This window comes from Paracidovorax citrulli (assembly GCF_900100305.1).
GTDB lineage: Bacteria > Pseudomonadota > Gammaproteobacteria > Burkholderiales > Burkholderiaceae_C > Paracidovorax > Paracidovorax citrulli.
Genome location: NZ_FNEY01000001.1, coordinates 256,621 through 271,025 on the forward strand (window position 1 = coordinate 256,621; position 14,405 = coordinate 271,025).

A 14,405-nucleotide genomic window follows, 5' to 3' on the forward strand; every position below is an offset into this window, starting at 1 on the left:
TCCTTTAAATATGGGCGGAAAGTGCTGGCATGTCATCCCAGGTCCTACCCCCAAGCAAGCGGCCGTTGGCCTTCTTGGAGCGACGTTTCCCGTCCGCTCCCCAGCCGCCCCATTGCTTGAAGAAGAACTGCACACCCTGATCTTCGCATTGTTGACGGATATTCTCGACCCATTCAAGTTTCATCGGCCGTGCCTTGGGCCCGGATTCCCCTCCGACGATCACCCAATGGATGCCGCTTAGGTTGAGCTCACCGACATTTTCGAGCAGCGGTTCGACAGAAAGAAAGCGAATACGAGCGTCGACCTTGCGCAGGCCTTCGATTCGAGGCACGCCATATTTGCGATCCTCGACGGATACGCCTATCCAGGCGTTCGTTGGCACATCGTGCGTCCGGAAGAAGCTGGCCATGCGATCGGCTCGTTTCGTCAGCACTTGGAAGGTGTGCTGCGGACAACGACGGATTACATCAAAAACTTGGGCAATGTAGCTGTCATCTACACCTTTGTGAAAGAGGTCGGACATCGAGTTGACGAAGTACACGGTAGGCTTCTTGCGTGCCAGCGGTTCTGCTAGGCGCTCAGGGAGTATGGTGAGCTTGAACCCGTTTTCGTAGCCTGGCGTTCCCATGGCCTGCAGTCGCTTGGCCATTGCCTCGGCGTAGCAGTTCTTGCAGCCCGGCGAAATCTTGGTGCAACCTACCGTAGGGTTCCATGTCGCCTCGGTCCATTCGATCCTGCTTGCTTGAGACATGAGGTTCTCCTATTTCTTGAAATTGGGTGCATGCGACTACACAACGCGCAGAACGCGCGTGACGACGCCCCAGATGTTCAGTTCGCTCTTGTCGCTGATCGGGATGTCGGCGAAATCTGGATTGCTTGCCTGAAGCAGCCAGCCTGAGTCCGTGCGCTTCAAGCGCTTCACAGTCAATTCACCAGCGATATCCGCGATGACGATGCGACCGTCTTCAGCGGCTACGTCACGATCGACGACCAATTCGTCGCCGTCGGCGATGCCTGCATCTCGCATTGACCAGCCGTGGACCTTCATGACAAAGGTGCTGCTCGGGTCTCGCACCAAGTGCTTGCCAAGATCGACGGCGTCTGCCTGATAGTCATCACCTGAGGTGGGCATACCAGCGCGAACACGACGCCCAAGGGAGGGCACCATAGTGGCGGAGCGGGGTCCGGCGATCGGCCTCAGGGCCCGCGTATCAACGCCTGCCGGTTGAGGCGCGCGCTTCAGGCCATTCAGATAGCCTACTACCACTGGGACGAGGCTCTGCGGCACACGAACCGTTTTGGTGGGTTCTCCATAGGCGGCCTTGCGCCCGGCGCCCTGTCGGGTGCCGCCGTGGCTTGGCTTTGTTGACTGCGTTTTCATGATTTTGTGACGAAATCAAGTTTAGCACGCGATTTTCGTTGTAAGTAGCCGCCCGATCGTCTTTTTAGGCACGCGCTTATAGAGGTGAAGGTCCGTCAAGCCGCCAAGATCAATATTTAATCTTTCCACCGGTCTACAGCTTGTTGAACGGTGAACCTCCTAACAGAGTTGAGATCACCACGATTGACCCAACGGGACTCGGCAATACCCGTGGCGTTTCCATTTTTGATCTACCAAATTCATTGGCGATGACACCCTGAAAGGTCACGCCCCCAGCAACTTCTCCAGCGCCTCCACCCGGTGCCGCCGCGGCACCGTGATGGCGTAGAAGCTCTCGGTCAGTTCGCTCGACTGGCCCGCGATCACCAGCAGCCCGCTTTTCAGCTCGTCCTGCACCACCACCTCGGACAGCAGCGACAGCCAGCCGCTGTCGCGGGCGATGAGGCGCAGCAGGGCCATGTCGTCCACTTCGGCGCGCAGGCGCGGTGCCACGCCGGCCGAAGCGCACAGTGCATCGAAGGGCCCGCGCACGGCATGGCGGGGGCCGGGCAGGGCGATGTCCATGCCGTGCAGGTCCTGCGGCACGCGCAGGCCGCCGGCCGGCCAGCGGTGGGCCGGGCCCACGATGGAGATGGCCTGGCTGGCCAGGAAGCGGCAGTGCAGCGGCCGGCCCGGGTCGGCGGGCACGCTCTGGTTGGCCAGCACCACGTCCAGCTGGTGCTCGAGCAGCCGCTGCAGCAGGTCGTCCAGCAGGCCCGATTCGAGAGTGAGCACCACGTCGGGGTCGGCCAGCAGCGGGCGCAGCAGGTTCTCCTGGTAGTTGCGCGACATGGTGGCGACCGCGCCCACGCGCAGCCGTGTCATCCCCTGGCTGCGGCCCTGCAGCCGCCCCAGCAGCTCCTGGCCCAGGCCGAAGATGTCTTCGGCATACGACAGCACCACCTGTCCCGCCTCGGTCAGCACCATCCGCCGGTTTTCGCGCGTGAACAGCGGCTCGCCGAGCCGCTCCTCCAGCTGGCGGATCTGCGCAGAGAGCGCCGACTGCGAGGCATGCACCTCCTCGGCCGCCCGCGTCAGGTGGCCCAGCTTGGCCACCCGCCAGAAGTAGAAGAGGTGATGAAAGTTGAGCTGCTCGAGGCGCATTGTTCTGTTTAAAAGATCAATCTGTTTCCTTTAATGAATTTTACAGAACATGTGCGGCTCGCCACCATGGCGACCCATGCAAGACCTCGACTTTCTTCTCTCCATTGCTGCCCTGTTGCCCGCGGCGCTGATGCTGGGCGCCGCGGCCGGGCTGTCGCTTCACCGGGGTGCGGTGCGCCCTGCCTGGCGGGCGCTGCACGCGGCATCTGCGCTCGGCCTGATGGCCGCGCTGGCCGCGCTGGTCGCCGTGGCCACCGGAGCGTCCGCACCGCTCGCCCCCTGGCTGCGCCCGACGCTGCCGGGCACCGCCGTGGCGGTGCTCGTGCAGGCGCTGGGCGGGGTGGTGGGCGTGTTCTCGACCCGCTACCTGGACGGCGAGCCGCGCCAGGCCCGCTACGCCGCCGCGCTGGCCGCGGTATTGGGCGGCGTGCAGGTGCTGCTGCTGGCCGACCACTGGGCCGTGCTGATCGCCGCCTGGGCCGGCATCGGCCTGGCGCTGGAGCGGCTGTTGTGCTTCTATGCCGACCGCCCGTTCGCGCTGCTGGCCGCGCACAAGAAGCGCGTGGCCGACCGCGCGGCCGATGGGCTGCTGGTCGCTGCCGCGGCGCTGAGCTGGCATGCGGTGGGCAGCGGCTCGCTGAGCGACCTGGCGGCCCATGTGCAGGCCACGGGCCTGTCGGCGCCGCTGCAGGTGGCTGCCGTGCTGCTGGTGGCCGCCGTCGTGTTGCGCACCGCGCTGATGCCGGTGCACGGCTGGCTGATCCAGGTGATGGAGGCGCCCACGCCGGTGTCGGCGCTGCTGCATGCCGGTGTCGTGAACCTGGGGGGCGTGGTGCTGATCCGCTGCGCGCCGCTGCTGGAACACGCCATGCCGGCGCGCGCCATCCTCGTCGCGCTGGGCCTGGCGACGGCGCTGGGCGCCGGCCTGGTGATGCTGACCCGCATCAGCATCAAGGTGCGGCTGGCCTGGAGCACCGTGGCGCAGATGGGCTTCATGCTGGTGGAATGCGGCCTGGGTCTCTACACCCTCGCGGCGCTGCACCTGCTGGGCCATTCCATTTACAAGGCGCATGCCTTCCTGGCCGCGTCCGACGTGGTGCGGCAGACCCGGGCGCGTGCGCTGCGGCCGCCGCAGTTGCCGGCCCGCGCCAGCCTGCTCGCCGCGCCGCTGCTGGCCGGGGCGGTCGTGGCGGCTGTGGGCGGCGGCTGGCCGCTGTGGTGGACGGGTGTGATGGCGCTGGCCTGGGCACCGCTGCTGTGGGCATCGACGCTGCGGCAACTGGTCGCCGGGCTGGCCGCCACGGCGCTGCTGACGGCCGTGGCCCGCGCCGCCCACGCGCTGCCGCTGGGCCTGCATGACGCGCCGCATGACGCGCTGGGCTTCCTGGCCCTGGCCGGCATGGCCGCGCTCTACGCCGTGCTCGTCGCGCTGCAGATGCGCCCGCAGGCACTGCTCACCGCGCGCCGCTGGAGCTACGCCGGCTTCTACCTCGACGAGTTCTATACCCGCTGGAGCCTGCGCCTGTGGCCGCGCCGCTGGACGCCCACGCCGCCCCCACCGCGCCCCGCCACGATCTGACAGAGAAAGAAGAAAACCATGCACACCGACACCCTCGAACACGACGCCCTGGCCCGGGCCGGGGCGCACGACCGCATCCAGGCTGCCTGCGCCCAGGCCTGCAGCGCGATCGCCCCCGCCTGGCCGCTGGATCGCGCCATCGCCGTCAACCCGCACTGGCAGCGCACGGGCCAGCCGCTGCGCCGCGTCGCCGCGCGCATGGCGCTGCTGGGCGGCATCCAGGTGTTTCCGCCGCGCGAGCGCCAGCGCGAGGCCTGGCAGGGCGGGCGCATCACCCCGCAGGACCTGGCCCTGGCACTGCAGCGCCTGCCGGATGCGGCCGGCCTGGCCGAGGCCGACTGCGTCGCCGCGCTGGACCGCCCCGGCGGGCTGCAGCCGCTGCCGCTGCTGATCGACGTGCTGGACAACGACCCTGCCCGCGATACGCGCCTGACCTGGCGCCAGGCCATCACCCACCAGGTCAGCCAGACCTGCGCCGCGTTTTTCGACCGGGCCCAGGCCGACTGGCAGCCCGAGCGCGGGCCGGGCCTCTACGCCTTCTGGCGCGACACGCTGACGCATGACCACGGCATCGGCACGCTGATGGGGCTGCCCGGCCTGCACCGCGGCGTGCAGGCCCTGCCGGCGACGCGCGAGGACGCCGAGGCCTGGGCGATGCACCACCTGCAGTTGCAGGGCGGCGCCTGGGCCGACTACCTGGAGGCGGTGCTGCTCACGGTCAACGGCTGGGCCTCGTGGTGCGCGTACCTCGCCTGGCAGGCACCCGAGGGCGCGCCGGAGCGCGAGCACCTGCGCGACCTGCTGGCCATCCGCCTGGCATGGGGAGCCGTGCTGCTGGAGTGCAAGGACGACGCCGCCGCGCGCCAGGCCTTCGCCGCGCTGCAGGCCGAGTGGCGCCGCGCTCCGGAGCGGCTGCAGCAGGCCGAGCAGGCGCTGGTCGTCGATGAGGTGTGGCAGCTCGCGCTGGAGCTGGGCTACCAGCGCGAACTGGCCGGGCGGCTGGCCCGGGCGCCCGGCTTGCCGTCCGCCGTGCCCGAGGCGCAGGCCGTGTTCTGCATCGATGTGCGCAGCGAGCCGCTGCGCCGCGCGCTGGAAGCCACTGCGCCGACGCTGCAGACGCTGGGTTTCGCCGGCTTTTTCGGGGTGCCGGCGGCGTACACGCCGCTGGGCACTGCGGCGCGCCGGCCGCAGTTGCCAGGCCTGCTGCCGCCCGCGATGGAGGTGACCGACCAGCTGCCCGATCCCGGGGCCGCCGTCACCGCCCGCCACCGCCGCCTGGCCTGGGCTGCGCAGTGGGAGTCCACCACGCGCTGGCCCGGCGCGGCCTTCTCCTTCGTCGAGGCGCTGGGGGCCGGCTACCTCGGCAAGCTGGGCGGCTGGCTGTGGCCGCGCGAACAGGCCCGCGACAGCGGCGACCATGCGGGCCTGCCGGCGCGCTACCGCCCCGTCTGCCGGCCCATGCTGAGCGGTCTGTCGCTGGAGGAGCGCGCTGCGCTTGCCGCCCGCGTGCTCAAGGCCCTGGGCCTGGCCCGCGGCGCCGCGCCGCTGGTGATGCTGGTGGGCCATGGCAGCCAGTCGGCCAACAACGCCCAGGCCGCCGCGCTGGACTGCGGCGCCTGCTGCGGCCAGACCGGCGAGGTCAACGCGCGTGCCCTGGCGCTGCTGCTCAACGATGCCGAGGTGCGCACCGCGCTGCCCGCCCTGGGCATCGCGCTGCCCGAGGCCACGTGTTTCGTCGCCGCGCTGCACAACACGACGACCGACGAGATCGAGGGCTTCGACCTCGACCTGCTGCCGCCCGAGGCGCGTGCGCGCTGGGAGCGCTGGCAGCCGGTGTTCTCCGCCGCAGGCGATCGCGTGCGCCGCGAACGCGCCCCCTCGCTGGGCCTGGACGCGCGGGCCGCCGCCGGCGATCTGCTGTCCGCGCTGCGCCGCCGCGCCAACGACGGCGCCCAGACGCGTCCCGAATGGGGCCTGGCCGGCAATGCCGCCTTCGTCATCGCGCCGCGCTCGCGCACCCGGGACGCGGAACTGGGCGGCCGCGCCTTCCTGCACGACTACGACCCCGCCCAGGATACCGACGGCAGCCTGCTGGAACTGCTGATGACGGCGCCCATGCTCGTCACGCACTGGATCAACTGGCAATACCACGCCTCCACGTGCGACCCCGAGCGCCTGGGCAGCGGCAACAAGCTGCTGCACAACGTGGTGGGCGGGCACATCGGCGTGTTCGAGGGCAACGGCGGCGACCTGCGCATCGGCCTGTCGCGCCAGTCGCTGCACGATGGCCAGCGCTGGGTGCACGAGCCGCTGCGGCTGACGGTGGTCATCGACGCGCCCGCGGCTGCGATCGAGGCGGTCATCGGCAAACATTCCGTGCTGCAGCAGCTGCTGGGCCACGGGTGGCTGCATCTGTGGCGGTTCGGGGATGCGGGGCTGGAGCGGCGCGAGGGAGGGCGGTGGTTCGCCCAGGACGCGGGCGCATCCGGGGCGTGAGCGGGGCTGTGCTCCCGTGCGGCGGCTGGATTTTCAGCCGCTCGCCAGCGGCGTGCTGCCCTGCCGCTGGCCGGGCGGCCACATGCCTGCGGCGAGGCGCGCTTCGAACCACCGGTGCATGGCCGCATCCTCGACCGCGTACTCGCCGCGTGCCGATTTCCACACCAGGGCCGGTGTGCGTTGCCGCAGCGATTCCAGCGCCTTCTGCGCCTGCTGCACGCTCACCGGCCGGTCCAGCTTGTCTCGGTAGAAGCGCAGGGCTTCGGCGTCGTAGGGGCGAAAGCGCGGGCCCTGGGCCAGCATGCGCCACAGCACCACCTGCTCGGTCGGCTTGAGGCCCAGGTAGTCGGATTCCATCTGCGCTTCGTCCCGCGCCTGCTGGTCGTGTGCGGCCTGCTGCAGCGCGGGCTCGAAGCGGCCGCTGTGGCCCGACAGGGGGCTGAGCACGGCTCCCATCGCCGCCATGAAGAACTGGGGCCGGTGGCCGAAGGCGGCGAACGCCGCCTGCAGCGCGGCCCGATCCACCGGTACGAGGTCCGGCCGCTGGGCTTCCACCAGCCCGGCCACGTGGGCGATGAAATCGGTGTCCAGCGGCGGCAGTGCCTGGATCTGCGATCCGTAGAAGGGCGCGCCCGCGCTGACCACCAGGCGCAGCAGCTTGTCGCGGTCGGAGCCCGACATCACCAGCATCAGGCTCACCTGGCCGGGCCCGTTCATCTGGTCCCGCGCGGATTTCAGGGCCGTCATCGCTGCTTCGCCCGCCTCGCTGGTGAGGGCATGCTGGGCTTCGTCGATGATCAGCGCCACGGGCCGGCCCGCCGCCTGCTGCAGGTTGCGCAGCGCGTCCACCAGCGTCAGGCCATCGACCTGGCCGATCCGGCTGGGGTCGATGTCCAGAGCGCCCGCCACCTTCACGCCCTTGACGCCCGCCTTCTTCGCGGTGCGGGCCACCAGTCCCAGGTGCGCCTGCAGGGACTGGGCGATGGCCTCGGCGATCAGGGGGCCGGGGTCGCGGCGGATGTCGGCCCACAGGTCCACGTACACCACTACGACACCTGCCTGTCGCAGGGCGGGGGCAAGGTCGCCCTGCAGGAACGTGCTCTTGCCGGTGCGGCGGGGCGCGGCCAGGAACAGGCCGTTGTGTGCATCGCCGAGCAGCAGGCGCCCCTGCAGGGCCTGCACCAGCTGCTGCGCCAGTGCCGTGCGGTGGTAGGCGATCATGCGATTACCTTGTTTTATCCGTGGGAAGATATTTTATCTTTTCCTGGATAAAAAGGGTAAATTGCCCGGGTAGCTATTTCCCAAGGAGTTTCGATGTCCAGACTGATGACCGCGCTCTCCGTGATCGGCGTGCTGGCCGCGCTGTACTTCGCCTACCGGTACGGCGTTTTCTGACCGGCAGGCGGCCGCGTCATGCCGCGTGCGCGCGCAGCCAGGCCACGATGTCGGCAGTCACTTCGCCAAGGTTGGTCTCGTTGAGGATTTCATGGCGGCCGGCTGGGTAAAGCCTGACGGTCACGTCGGCGATGCCCGCGTCGTGGTAGCGCTGGCCCAGGATCCGCAGCCGCTCGCCGCCGGCAGCGAGCGGATCCGCGTCGCCTGAAGCGATGAGGATGGGCAGGTCGCTGCGGATGCCCGCCAGCCGGGCCGGATCGGCGAGGCGGGCGGCGGGCGCCATCAAGGCCGGGAACACGTCGGGGGGAACGTCCCATCCGCACCACGGGTCGGCAACGTAGGCATCCACCTCGGCAGCGTCGCGCGACAGCCATTCGTAGCCCGTGCGGTGCACGAAGCCGGCGTTGAGTGCCGCCAGGCCGGCAGGAGCGCCTGGCGGCGGATTCGCCAGGTCGGCGGCGAACAGGTCCAGCGCGGTCGAACCGGACAGGACTACGCCCGACCACGTCGCCGAGTGGTCGAGGAGGGCGGCCTGCGCGGCGAAGGAGCCCATCGAGTGCGCGAAGAGGAAGAGTGGAAGATTCCCGTGCCGGGCCCGCAGCAGGGCGCCGAACTGGGCCACGTCGGCGATCAGGCCGTCGAAGCCGGCCGCGCCGAAGTCTCCCATGCGTCCGCCCGCGGTGCGCCCATGGCCGCGGTGGTCCACCGCGTGAACCAGGAACCCGGCGGCGTTCAGCGCCCTGGCGAAGCGGTCGTAGCGCTCGCCGTGCTCGGCGAGCCCGTGGGCGATCTGCACCACGCCCGCGGGTTCGCCGGACACGTCGGTCCAGGAATACGTCGCGACGGAAGTACCGTCCGCATCGGAACGGAAGGAGGAGGTCGAAGTGCTCATCGTTCGATTCTCACACCGTCTCCGGCCTGGCGGAACCCGCCCTTGCGCACCTCCGGCCCCTCCTTCAGCCGCCGCAGCGCGCGCTCGCACTCCGCCAGCAGGGACTCGCGCCGCGCCGCCAGCCAGCCGACGGCGAACCAGGCCTTCGGGTGTTTCGCCGCGAGCTGGCGGTATTGCGCTTGTGCCACCTGCTCGTCGTTGAGCCGGCCCAGGGCCTCCTGCGCAGGCTCCAGGTGGCGCAGGAAATCCCTGCCGCCGCCCCTGAGCGCCGGCGCGAGGAATTCGGCCAGGTAGCGCAGGCGCTTGATGCGCTTGCGCACGCCGTGGCGACGTTCGGCCGGCAGGCTGGCGAACGAGGTCGCATCTTCGGCCAGGCCCCGGTGCAGCTTGCGCAAGGCCTTGCGCAGCACGCGCCGGGTGGCGTCCGCGTCCAGCCCGCATTCCTCGCCGACGCGTGCCTGCGGCGGCCGGCCCGGCGTGGCGGCAAACCCCATCAGTGCGATCAGGGTGGACTGGAACGCTGCATCGGCCACGATGTGTTGCGCGGATTCGGACGGTGCGCTGCCGGTGTCCACGGCGGGCGCTCCCGCCTGGCGGAGGGCCTCGCCGATCTGCTCCATCACGTGCCCGCCGTCCCGCAGGGAGCCCAGGCGGCGGAAGGCGGAGCGCAGGGGCGTCTGCCACGCGGGATCGAAGCGGCCGGGCGCCACGCGGTCGAGTTCGCGCAGGGCGGTGCGCAGGCGCCGCAGGCCCACGCGCAGCTGGTGGATGTGCTTCTCGCCGACGTGGCCGTGCGCGATCTCGCTCGCGTTGGCCAGGATCTGCTCCAGGCAGTGGGCGACCACGGTCCGCTGCAGGTCCTGCCCTGCCGGGAGGCGGCCCTTCGGCACGCGCACCGGGCCGGCCTTGGCCGCCGGGCCGGCGGCCTGCCCGGCCCGCAGGCGCTCGCCCCGCTCGGCCTTGGAGAGGGTGCTGAGCACCAGCCCGTGCGTCCGGGCCCACTGGGTGGCTGCCGCCACGAGGGCGGGCACGGAGCCCTGCTTCAGTTCCAGTTCCAGCTCGCAGAGGGGTTCGGACACCTCGTCCGCACCGCCGCGGCGGGCCACCACGCGGCCGACGTCCAGCGCCACTTCCATCGCCCCGCCACCCGGCAGGGGAATGTCGCGCGCCACGCGCTCGAATTCGGTGCCGTAGGTGGCAACGGGCGCGGCCCGGGTGCCCGCCAGCACTTTGGCGAGCTGCCGGCCGGCGGTGGAGCCGGCATGCAGGGTGGGGTCGGGGCGGGGAATGCCGGCCGGGTCGGCGGGCCGCGGCACGGGCGCGTTGTGCTCTCCGCGCGCCAGCGGCCCGTCGCCCAGGGTCTTCACGGTCTGCACCCAGGCCCCGCCTTCGTTGCGCACGCGCCATGCGATGCCGTGGCGGGCGAGGTCGCCCCCGGGCGTGTCGAAGTAATGCGCCTCCATGCGGCACGCGGTGAAGGGGCCTTGCTGCAGCGCGGCTTCCACGCCTTCCAGGCGGTGCGCGGGGATCAGGAACTTGAATTCGATTTCCATGGGAGCCTTCTGAAAACGTGCGGATGTTCGCCGCGGGGGGACGCGGGATTTTCATGGAGCCGGCCGCCGGGTGCGGGGCGGTGTGGCGGGGGGGCTGCGGCCTGGCGGGCGCCGTTCCCGCGGTCCCAGCCCGCAGTGTGCCTCGAAGGCCCTGGAGAGCTCCGCTTCGCGGCGGTAATCCATGTCCGCCGCGATGGCCTTGAACTGCCGTCCCTGCAGGAGGGCCTGCCGCGCCAGCCGGATCCGCCAGCCAGGGGCGGCATGTCGCGTCGTTCCCTGGTCCTACAGGGGCTCATGCGCGCGGGGGCTAATTTCGGGCCCATGCCGGAAAAAAATCTCAAGAGTTCATGGGCCCTTGTCAAACAGGCGGCCTCGTCGTGGGTGGATGACTACGCGCCGAGCATGGGCGCAGCGCTGTCTTACTACAGCGTGTTCTCGCTCGCGCCCTTGCTGGTGATCGTCATTTCCATCGCGGGGCTCGTGTTCGGGGAAGAGGCCGCGCGCGGCGAGGTATTCGCGCAGCTCAGCGGCCTGATGGGCACGGATGCCGCCGCGGCGGTGGAGGAATTGCTCAATGCCGCCGCCAGGCCCGCGACGGGCGTCGCTTCTGCCGTGATCGGGCTGGGCGTGCTGCTGGTCGGCGCCACCACCGTGTTCGGGGAATTGCAGGACGCGCTGGACCGCATCTGGCGGGCACCGGTGCGTGAAGGGGCCACGGGGCTATGGGGGCTGCTTCGCGCGCGGTTCCTGTCGTTCGGGTGTCGGCGCTGGGCAAGTGGTGGGCGCCCGCGTTCGGCGGCTGGGAGGTGCTGGCGCAGGCGATCAACGCGGCGGTGGGCTTTGCGCTCACCACGGTGGTGTTCGCGACGATCTACAAGATCATGCCGCGCGTGAGCGTGCGCTGGCACGACGTCTGGCTGGGCGCCGCGATCACCGCGGTGCTGTTCACCGTGGGCCGGATGCTCATCGGGCTCTACATCGGCAAGACCGCGCTGGCTTCCGGCTTCGGTGCCGCGGGGTCGCTGGTGGTCATTTTCGTGTGGGTGTACTACTCGGCGCAGATCTTCCTGATGGGGGCTGAATTCACATGGGTGTATGCGCGCACCTTCGGATCGATGCGGGAGCGCGTGGAGGACCGGGTATCGCCTGCCGGCGGCGGGAGCGATGCGGGCGTGGACCCGGAACTGCCCGGAGCGGGTGCCGGCCCGCCACGATGAGTGCCAAGAAAACATCCGTTGACCATCCAGTGGGATGGTAATAGGATGGCGCATGACTTCCCTCCAGAATGTTCAGCGCCCGCCCAAGGTGAGTGATTCCGAAAAGATCACCATCAACCTCGGATACGTTGACCTCGGCCACATCGACCTGCTGGTTGCCGAGAGCTTCTACGGCAACCGCACGGACTTCATCCGCACGGCGATCCGCAACCAGCTCGCGGTGCACGCCGACGCGCTGCGGCAGGTGGTGGCACGCAAGATGCTGGTGCTGGGCCTGCAGCGTTTCTCGGCAGCCGATCTGGAAGCTGCGCGCGCCGCGGGCCAGCGGCTGCAGATCCGCGTGCTCGGCCTTGCCACGATCGACCCGGACGTCACGCCGGAACTGGCGCTGGCCACCATCGATTCCCTCACCGTGCTCGGCGCACTGCAGGCCAGCAGCGCCGTGAAGACCGCGCTGGCCGGACGCATCCATTGACCCCACGAAAGCACTCCGTGAACCCACTCTTCCAGCAACTGATGGCCGATGCCACGCGTTCCACGCGCGGGGGCCGGCTCGGCGAAGCCACCGAGGCCATCCAGCGCGCGTTGCGCGGGGCGGCCGCACACGCACACGCACAGGCGGCTGGCGCGTCAGTCGCGGGGCCGCCTCCGGTGTTCCGCGGTGCGCCGGGCCCTGCGGCGGACCCCAGGGTGCTCGATGGACTGGTCCGCGAGGTGCACGATCCGAACGCGGCGGGTGAGGCCCGCGAGGCGCGCCGGCCCGCAAGCACGGCACCCCTCCAGGGCTGCGGCGAACAATGGCAATCCGGCAGTTTCAGCCACCAGAACCGCGCGCTGGCCTACCGCCTCTACCTCCCGCCGGAAGTACCGGGCGACGGTGCACCGCGGCCCATGGTGGTCATGCTGCACGGTTGCACCCAGCATGCGGAGGATTTCGCGGCGGGCACGCGCATGAACGCGCTGGCGCGGGAGCTCGGCGTGGTGGTCCTCTACCCGGAGCAGACACAGCGCGCCAATGCCCAGAAATGCTGGAACTGGTTCAAACCGCAGCACCAGCAGCGCGGGCGCGGTGAGCCGGCGGTGATCGCCGCCCTCGCGCGTTCGATCGCCACCGCGCACCGGGTGGATCCGGCGCGGGTGTATGTCGCGGGCCTGTCCGCGGGCGGCGCGATGGCGGATGTGGTCGGGCATTGCTACCCGGACGTGTTCGCTGCCGTGGGCGTGCATTCCGGCCTGCCATACGGCTGCGCGGCGGATGTCGCCTCGGCGCTGTCGGCGATGCGCAGCGGCCCGGGGCCTGCGCCGGGAGCCACTACAGGGGCGCGCAGCACGGCGCTCCCCACCATCGTGTTCCACGGCGATGCGGACACCACCGTCCATGTCCGCAACGCGGAGTCGCTGGTGGCGGCGCTGCGCAGCGGTTCGGGGCGGGGCGCGGCTTCCGGTGCAGCGGCCGCCCCGCGCGTGACCCGGGGCCAGTCCGGCCGCGGCGCGCGGCACACGCGCACCGTCTATACGGACGCGGCCGGCCGCGATTCGCTCGAGTACTGGCAACTGCACGGCGCCGGCCATGCCTGGTCGGGCGGCAGCGCCAGCGGCAGCTATACGGACCCGTCGGGCGTGGATGCGAGCGCGGAGATGCTGCGCTTTTTCCTCGCGCACCCGCGCGCCGCACGCTGAACCCGGCCGGTGCCGCATGCTGCGCCGGCGACCCCCCGGATACTGGCACGGCGCATGGGGGCTTGGGTGCCGGCGGACCGAATCGTGCCTACACTGGCACCCATGACCTCCCTGGCTTGCGCCTTCGCCACCCTGGCCGCACTGCTGCACGCAGCGGCCGGCGCGCGAGCGGCCGCCAAGCGGATGCGCCGCCCGCTCCTGCCTGCACATTCCTGAGCCCGGCGGCCCGCTCCCTTCCCCCCTCTTCACCGTTCTTCTTGCGCAACCCTCCGCCGCCGGGCTCCTGCCTTGCGCGAACCAACGCGGTTGCCCCTTTGCGCTGGATGGCAGCGGGCCGCCGCACCCCACGATGGAGTGCCTTCCCATGCATGCAGCGGTTCAGGTTCACAGCGAGCGCGTGCTCACCGATCTCGATTTCGCGCGCCTGTCGCGCCTCGCGAGCCAGCAGCCCGCCCCCCCGTCCCTGGCGGACCTGCTGGAGAACGCGGACGTCACCAGTTCCCGGACCGTGGAAGCGGACGTGGTCACGATGTATTCGCGCGTGGAACTCGTGGACACCGCGACCGGCGCCCGCCAGGTGCTGACGATCTGCTACCCGCGGGATGCCGATCTGGCGGCGGGTTTCGTCTCGGTGCTGTCGCCGGTGGGCAGCAGCCTGCTGGGCCTGCGCGTCGGGCAGACCGCGCGGTGGTGCACCCCGCGCGGCGAGGCCTGCGAGGCCACCGTGGCGGGCATACAGCACCAGCCGGAGGCCGAGGGCGACTACCTGCGCTAGCTGTTGAGTCTCACGAGGTTGTTCACACCCGGAATGCGTGTGATGGGAGGCTGATGGCCGAGCGCGGAGTGTGGCCGGCACCAGTTGTAGCCGTCAATGAAGGGCTGCAGGGCAGCCGTGCGTTGGGCTGAGCTTTCGTAGGGTCTGGCATAGGCCCACTCCCGCAGGCTGGTCTGTACGAATCGCTCGGCCTTGCCGTTGGTCTTGGGCGTATAGGGCCGCGTGCGGATGTGGCGGATGCCCAATTCCTCGCAGGCCGCGCGGAAGGCGTTTTTGTAGCCAGAGCCGTTGTCG

The 14,405-nt window shown here is 70.3% G+C and carries 12 protein-coding genes and 1 pseudogene; 6 read left to right on the top strand and 7 right to left on the bottom strand.

Annotated features, from left to right (window positions below; genetic code table 11):
* Positions 1-4 precede the first annotated feature (4 nt).
* The 3 genes from BLR99_RS01230 to BLR99_RS01240 form a co-directional block, all read right to left on the bottom strand.
* A complete protein-coding gene (locus tag BLR99_RS01230) occupies positions 5-751 on the bottom strand; it encodes a DUF5131 family protein (RefSeq protein ID WP_017438292.1) in 747 nt (248 codons plus the stop codon).
* A gap of 36 nt (positions 752-787) precedes the next feature.
* Positions 788-1,381 carry a LexA family protein gene (locus BLR99_RS01235; protein WP_074686664.1) on the bottom strand — a complete coding sequence of 198 codons (594 nt, stop codon included), beginning with the start codon at positions 1,379-1,381 and terminating at the stop codon, positions 788-790.
* 264 nt (positions 1,382-1,645) lie between these two features.
* Positions 1,646-2,524, bottom strand: a complete 879-nt coding sequence (locus BLR99_RS01240; protein WP_046059837.1) for a LysR family transcriptional regulator — start codon at positions 2,522-2,524, stop codon at positions 1,646-1,648.
* A gap of 76 nt (positions 2,525-2,600) precedes the next feature.
* Here BLR99_RS01240 and BLR99_RS01245 point away from each other — a divergent pair, with 76 nt between their 5' ends.
* Positions 2,601-4,103, top strand: coding sequence for an NADH-quinone oxidoreductase subunit L (locus BLR99_RS01245; RefSeq protein WP_046059838.1), 1,503 nt, complete (start codon positions 2,601-2,603; stop codon positions 4,101-4,103).
* Between the two features lie 18 nt (positions 4,104-4,121).
* Positions 4,122-6,599 (top strand): YbcC family protein, encoded by a 2,478-nt coding sequence (locus BLR99_RS01250; protein WP_046059839.1) that lies wholly within the window; start codon positions 4,122-4,124, stop codon positions 6,597-6,599.
* A gap of 33 nt (positions 6,600-6,632) precedes the next feature.
* Here BLR99_RS01250 and BLR99_RS01255 read toward each other — a convergent pair whose 3' ends face one another.
* The 3 genes from BLR99_RS01255 to BLR99_RS01265 form a co-directional block, all read right to left on the bottom strand.
* Positions 6,633-7,820 (bottom strand): ATP-binding protein, encoded by a 1,188-nt coding sequence (locus BLR99_RS01255; protein ID WP_017439319.1) that lies wholly within the window; start codon positions 7,818-7,820, stop codon positions 6,633-6,635.
* A gap of 190 nt (positions 7,821-8,010) precedes the next feature.
* On the bottom strand, positions 8,011-8,886 hold the full coding sequence (locus BLR99_RS01260) for an alpha/beta hydrolase (protein WP_046059840.1): 876 nt from the start codon (positions 8,884-8,886) through the stop codon (positions 8,011-8,013).
* On the bottom strand, positions 8,883-10,439 hold the full coding sequence (locus BLR99_RS01265; protein WP_011797057.1) for a CYTH and CHAD domain-containing protein: 1,557 nt from the start codon (positions 10,437-10,439) through the stop codon (positions 8,883-8,885). Before BLR99_RS01265 ends, BLR99_RS01260 begins: the two co-directional genes overlap by 4 nt.
* A 321-nt stretch (positions 10,440-10,760) precedes the next feature.
* On the opposite strand from BLR99_RS01265, the pseudogene BLR99_RS22195 reads away from it, so the two are divergent.
* From BLR99_RS22195 to BLR99_RS01290, 4 genes and pseudogenes are all read left to right on the top strand, one after another.
* A pseudogene (locus tag BLR99_RS22195) lies at positions 10,761-11,656 on the top strand (YihY/virulence factor BrkB family protein).
* A 52-nt stretch (positions 11,657-11,708) separates the two neighbouring features.
* Positions 11,709-12,131 (top strand): CopG family transcriptional regulator, encoded by a 423-nt coding sequence (locus BLR99_RS01280; protein WP_011797055.1) that lies wholly within the window; start codon positions 11,709-11,711, stop codon positions 12,129-12,131.
* Positions 12,132-12,148: 17 nt separating this feature from the next.
* Positions 12,149-13,336: an extracellular catalytic domain type 1 short-chain-length polyhydroxyalkanoate depolymerase gene (locus BLR99_RS01285; protein WP_116212334.1), complete on the top strand. Its 1,188-nt coding sequence runs from the start codon at positions 12,149-12,151 to the stop codon at positions 13,334-13,336.
* Between the two features lie 364 nt (positions 13,337-13,700).
* Positions 13,701-14,111, top strand: coding sequence for a GreA/GreB family elongation factor (locus BLR99_RS01290; RefSeq protein ID WP_011797053.1), 411 nt, complete (start codon positions 13,701-13,703; stop codon positions 14,109-14,111).
* Here BLR99_RS01290 and BLR99_RS01295 read toward each other — a convergent pair.
* On the bottom strand, positions 14,108-14,405 hold a 298-nt coding region (locus tag BLR99_RS01295; RefSeq protein ID WP_139160124.1), incomplete at its 5' end, for an integrase core domain-containing protein. The genes BLR99_RS01290 and BLR99_RS01295 overlap by 4 nt on opposite strands.

What these genes read in the sequence shown, in the direction of transcription:
- BLR99_RS01255 (WP_017439319.1), bottom strand. Translation starts at nt 7,820, where the DNA reads ATGATCGCCTACCACCGCACGGCACTGGCGCAGCAGCTGGTGCAGGCC.
- BLR99_RS01260 (WP_046059840.1), bottom strand. Translation starts at nt 8,886, where the DNA reads ATGAGCACTTCGACCTCCTCCTTCCGTTCCGATGCGGACGGTACTTCC.
- BLR99_RS01280 (WP_011797055.1), top strand. Translation starts at nt 11,709, where the DNA reads ATGACTTCCCTCCAGAATGTTCAGCGCCCGCCCAAGGTGAGTGATTCC.
- BLR99_RS01240 (WP_046059837.1), bottom strand. Translation starts at nt 2,524, where the DNA reads ATGCGCCTCGAGCAGCTCAACTTTCATCACCTCTTCTACTTCTGGCGG.
- BLR99_RS01245 (WP_046059838.1), top strand. Translation starts at nt 2,601, where the DNA reads ATGCAAGACCTCGACTTTCTTCTCTCCATTGCTGCCCTGTTGCCCGCG.
- BLR99_RS01250 (WP_046059839.1), top strand. Translation starts at nt 4,122, where the DNA reads ATGCACACCGACACCCTCGAACACGACGCCCTGGCCCGGGCCGGGGCG.
- BLR99_RS01265 (WP_011797057.1), bottom strand. Translation starts at nt 10,439, where the DNA reads ATGGAAATCGAATTCAAGTTCCTGATCCCCGCGCACCGCCTGGAAGGC.
- BLR99_RS01230 (WP_017438292.1), bottom strand. Translation starts at nt 751, where the DNA reads ATGTCTCAAGCAAGCAGGATCGAATGGACCGAGGCGACATGGAACCCT.
- BLR99_RS01290 (WP_011797053.1), top strand. Translation starts at nt 13,701, where the DNA reads ATGCATGCAGCGGTTCAGGTTCACAGCGAGCGCGTGCTCACCGATCTC.
- BLR99_RS01235 (WP_074686664.1), bottom strand. Translation starts at nt 1,381, where the DNA reads ATGAAAACGCAGTCAACAAAGCCAAGCCACGGCGGCACCCGACAGGGC.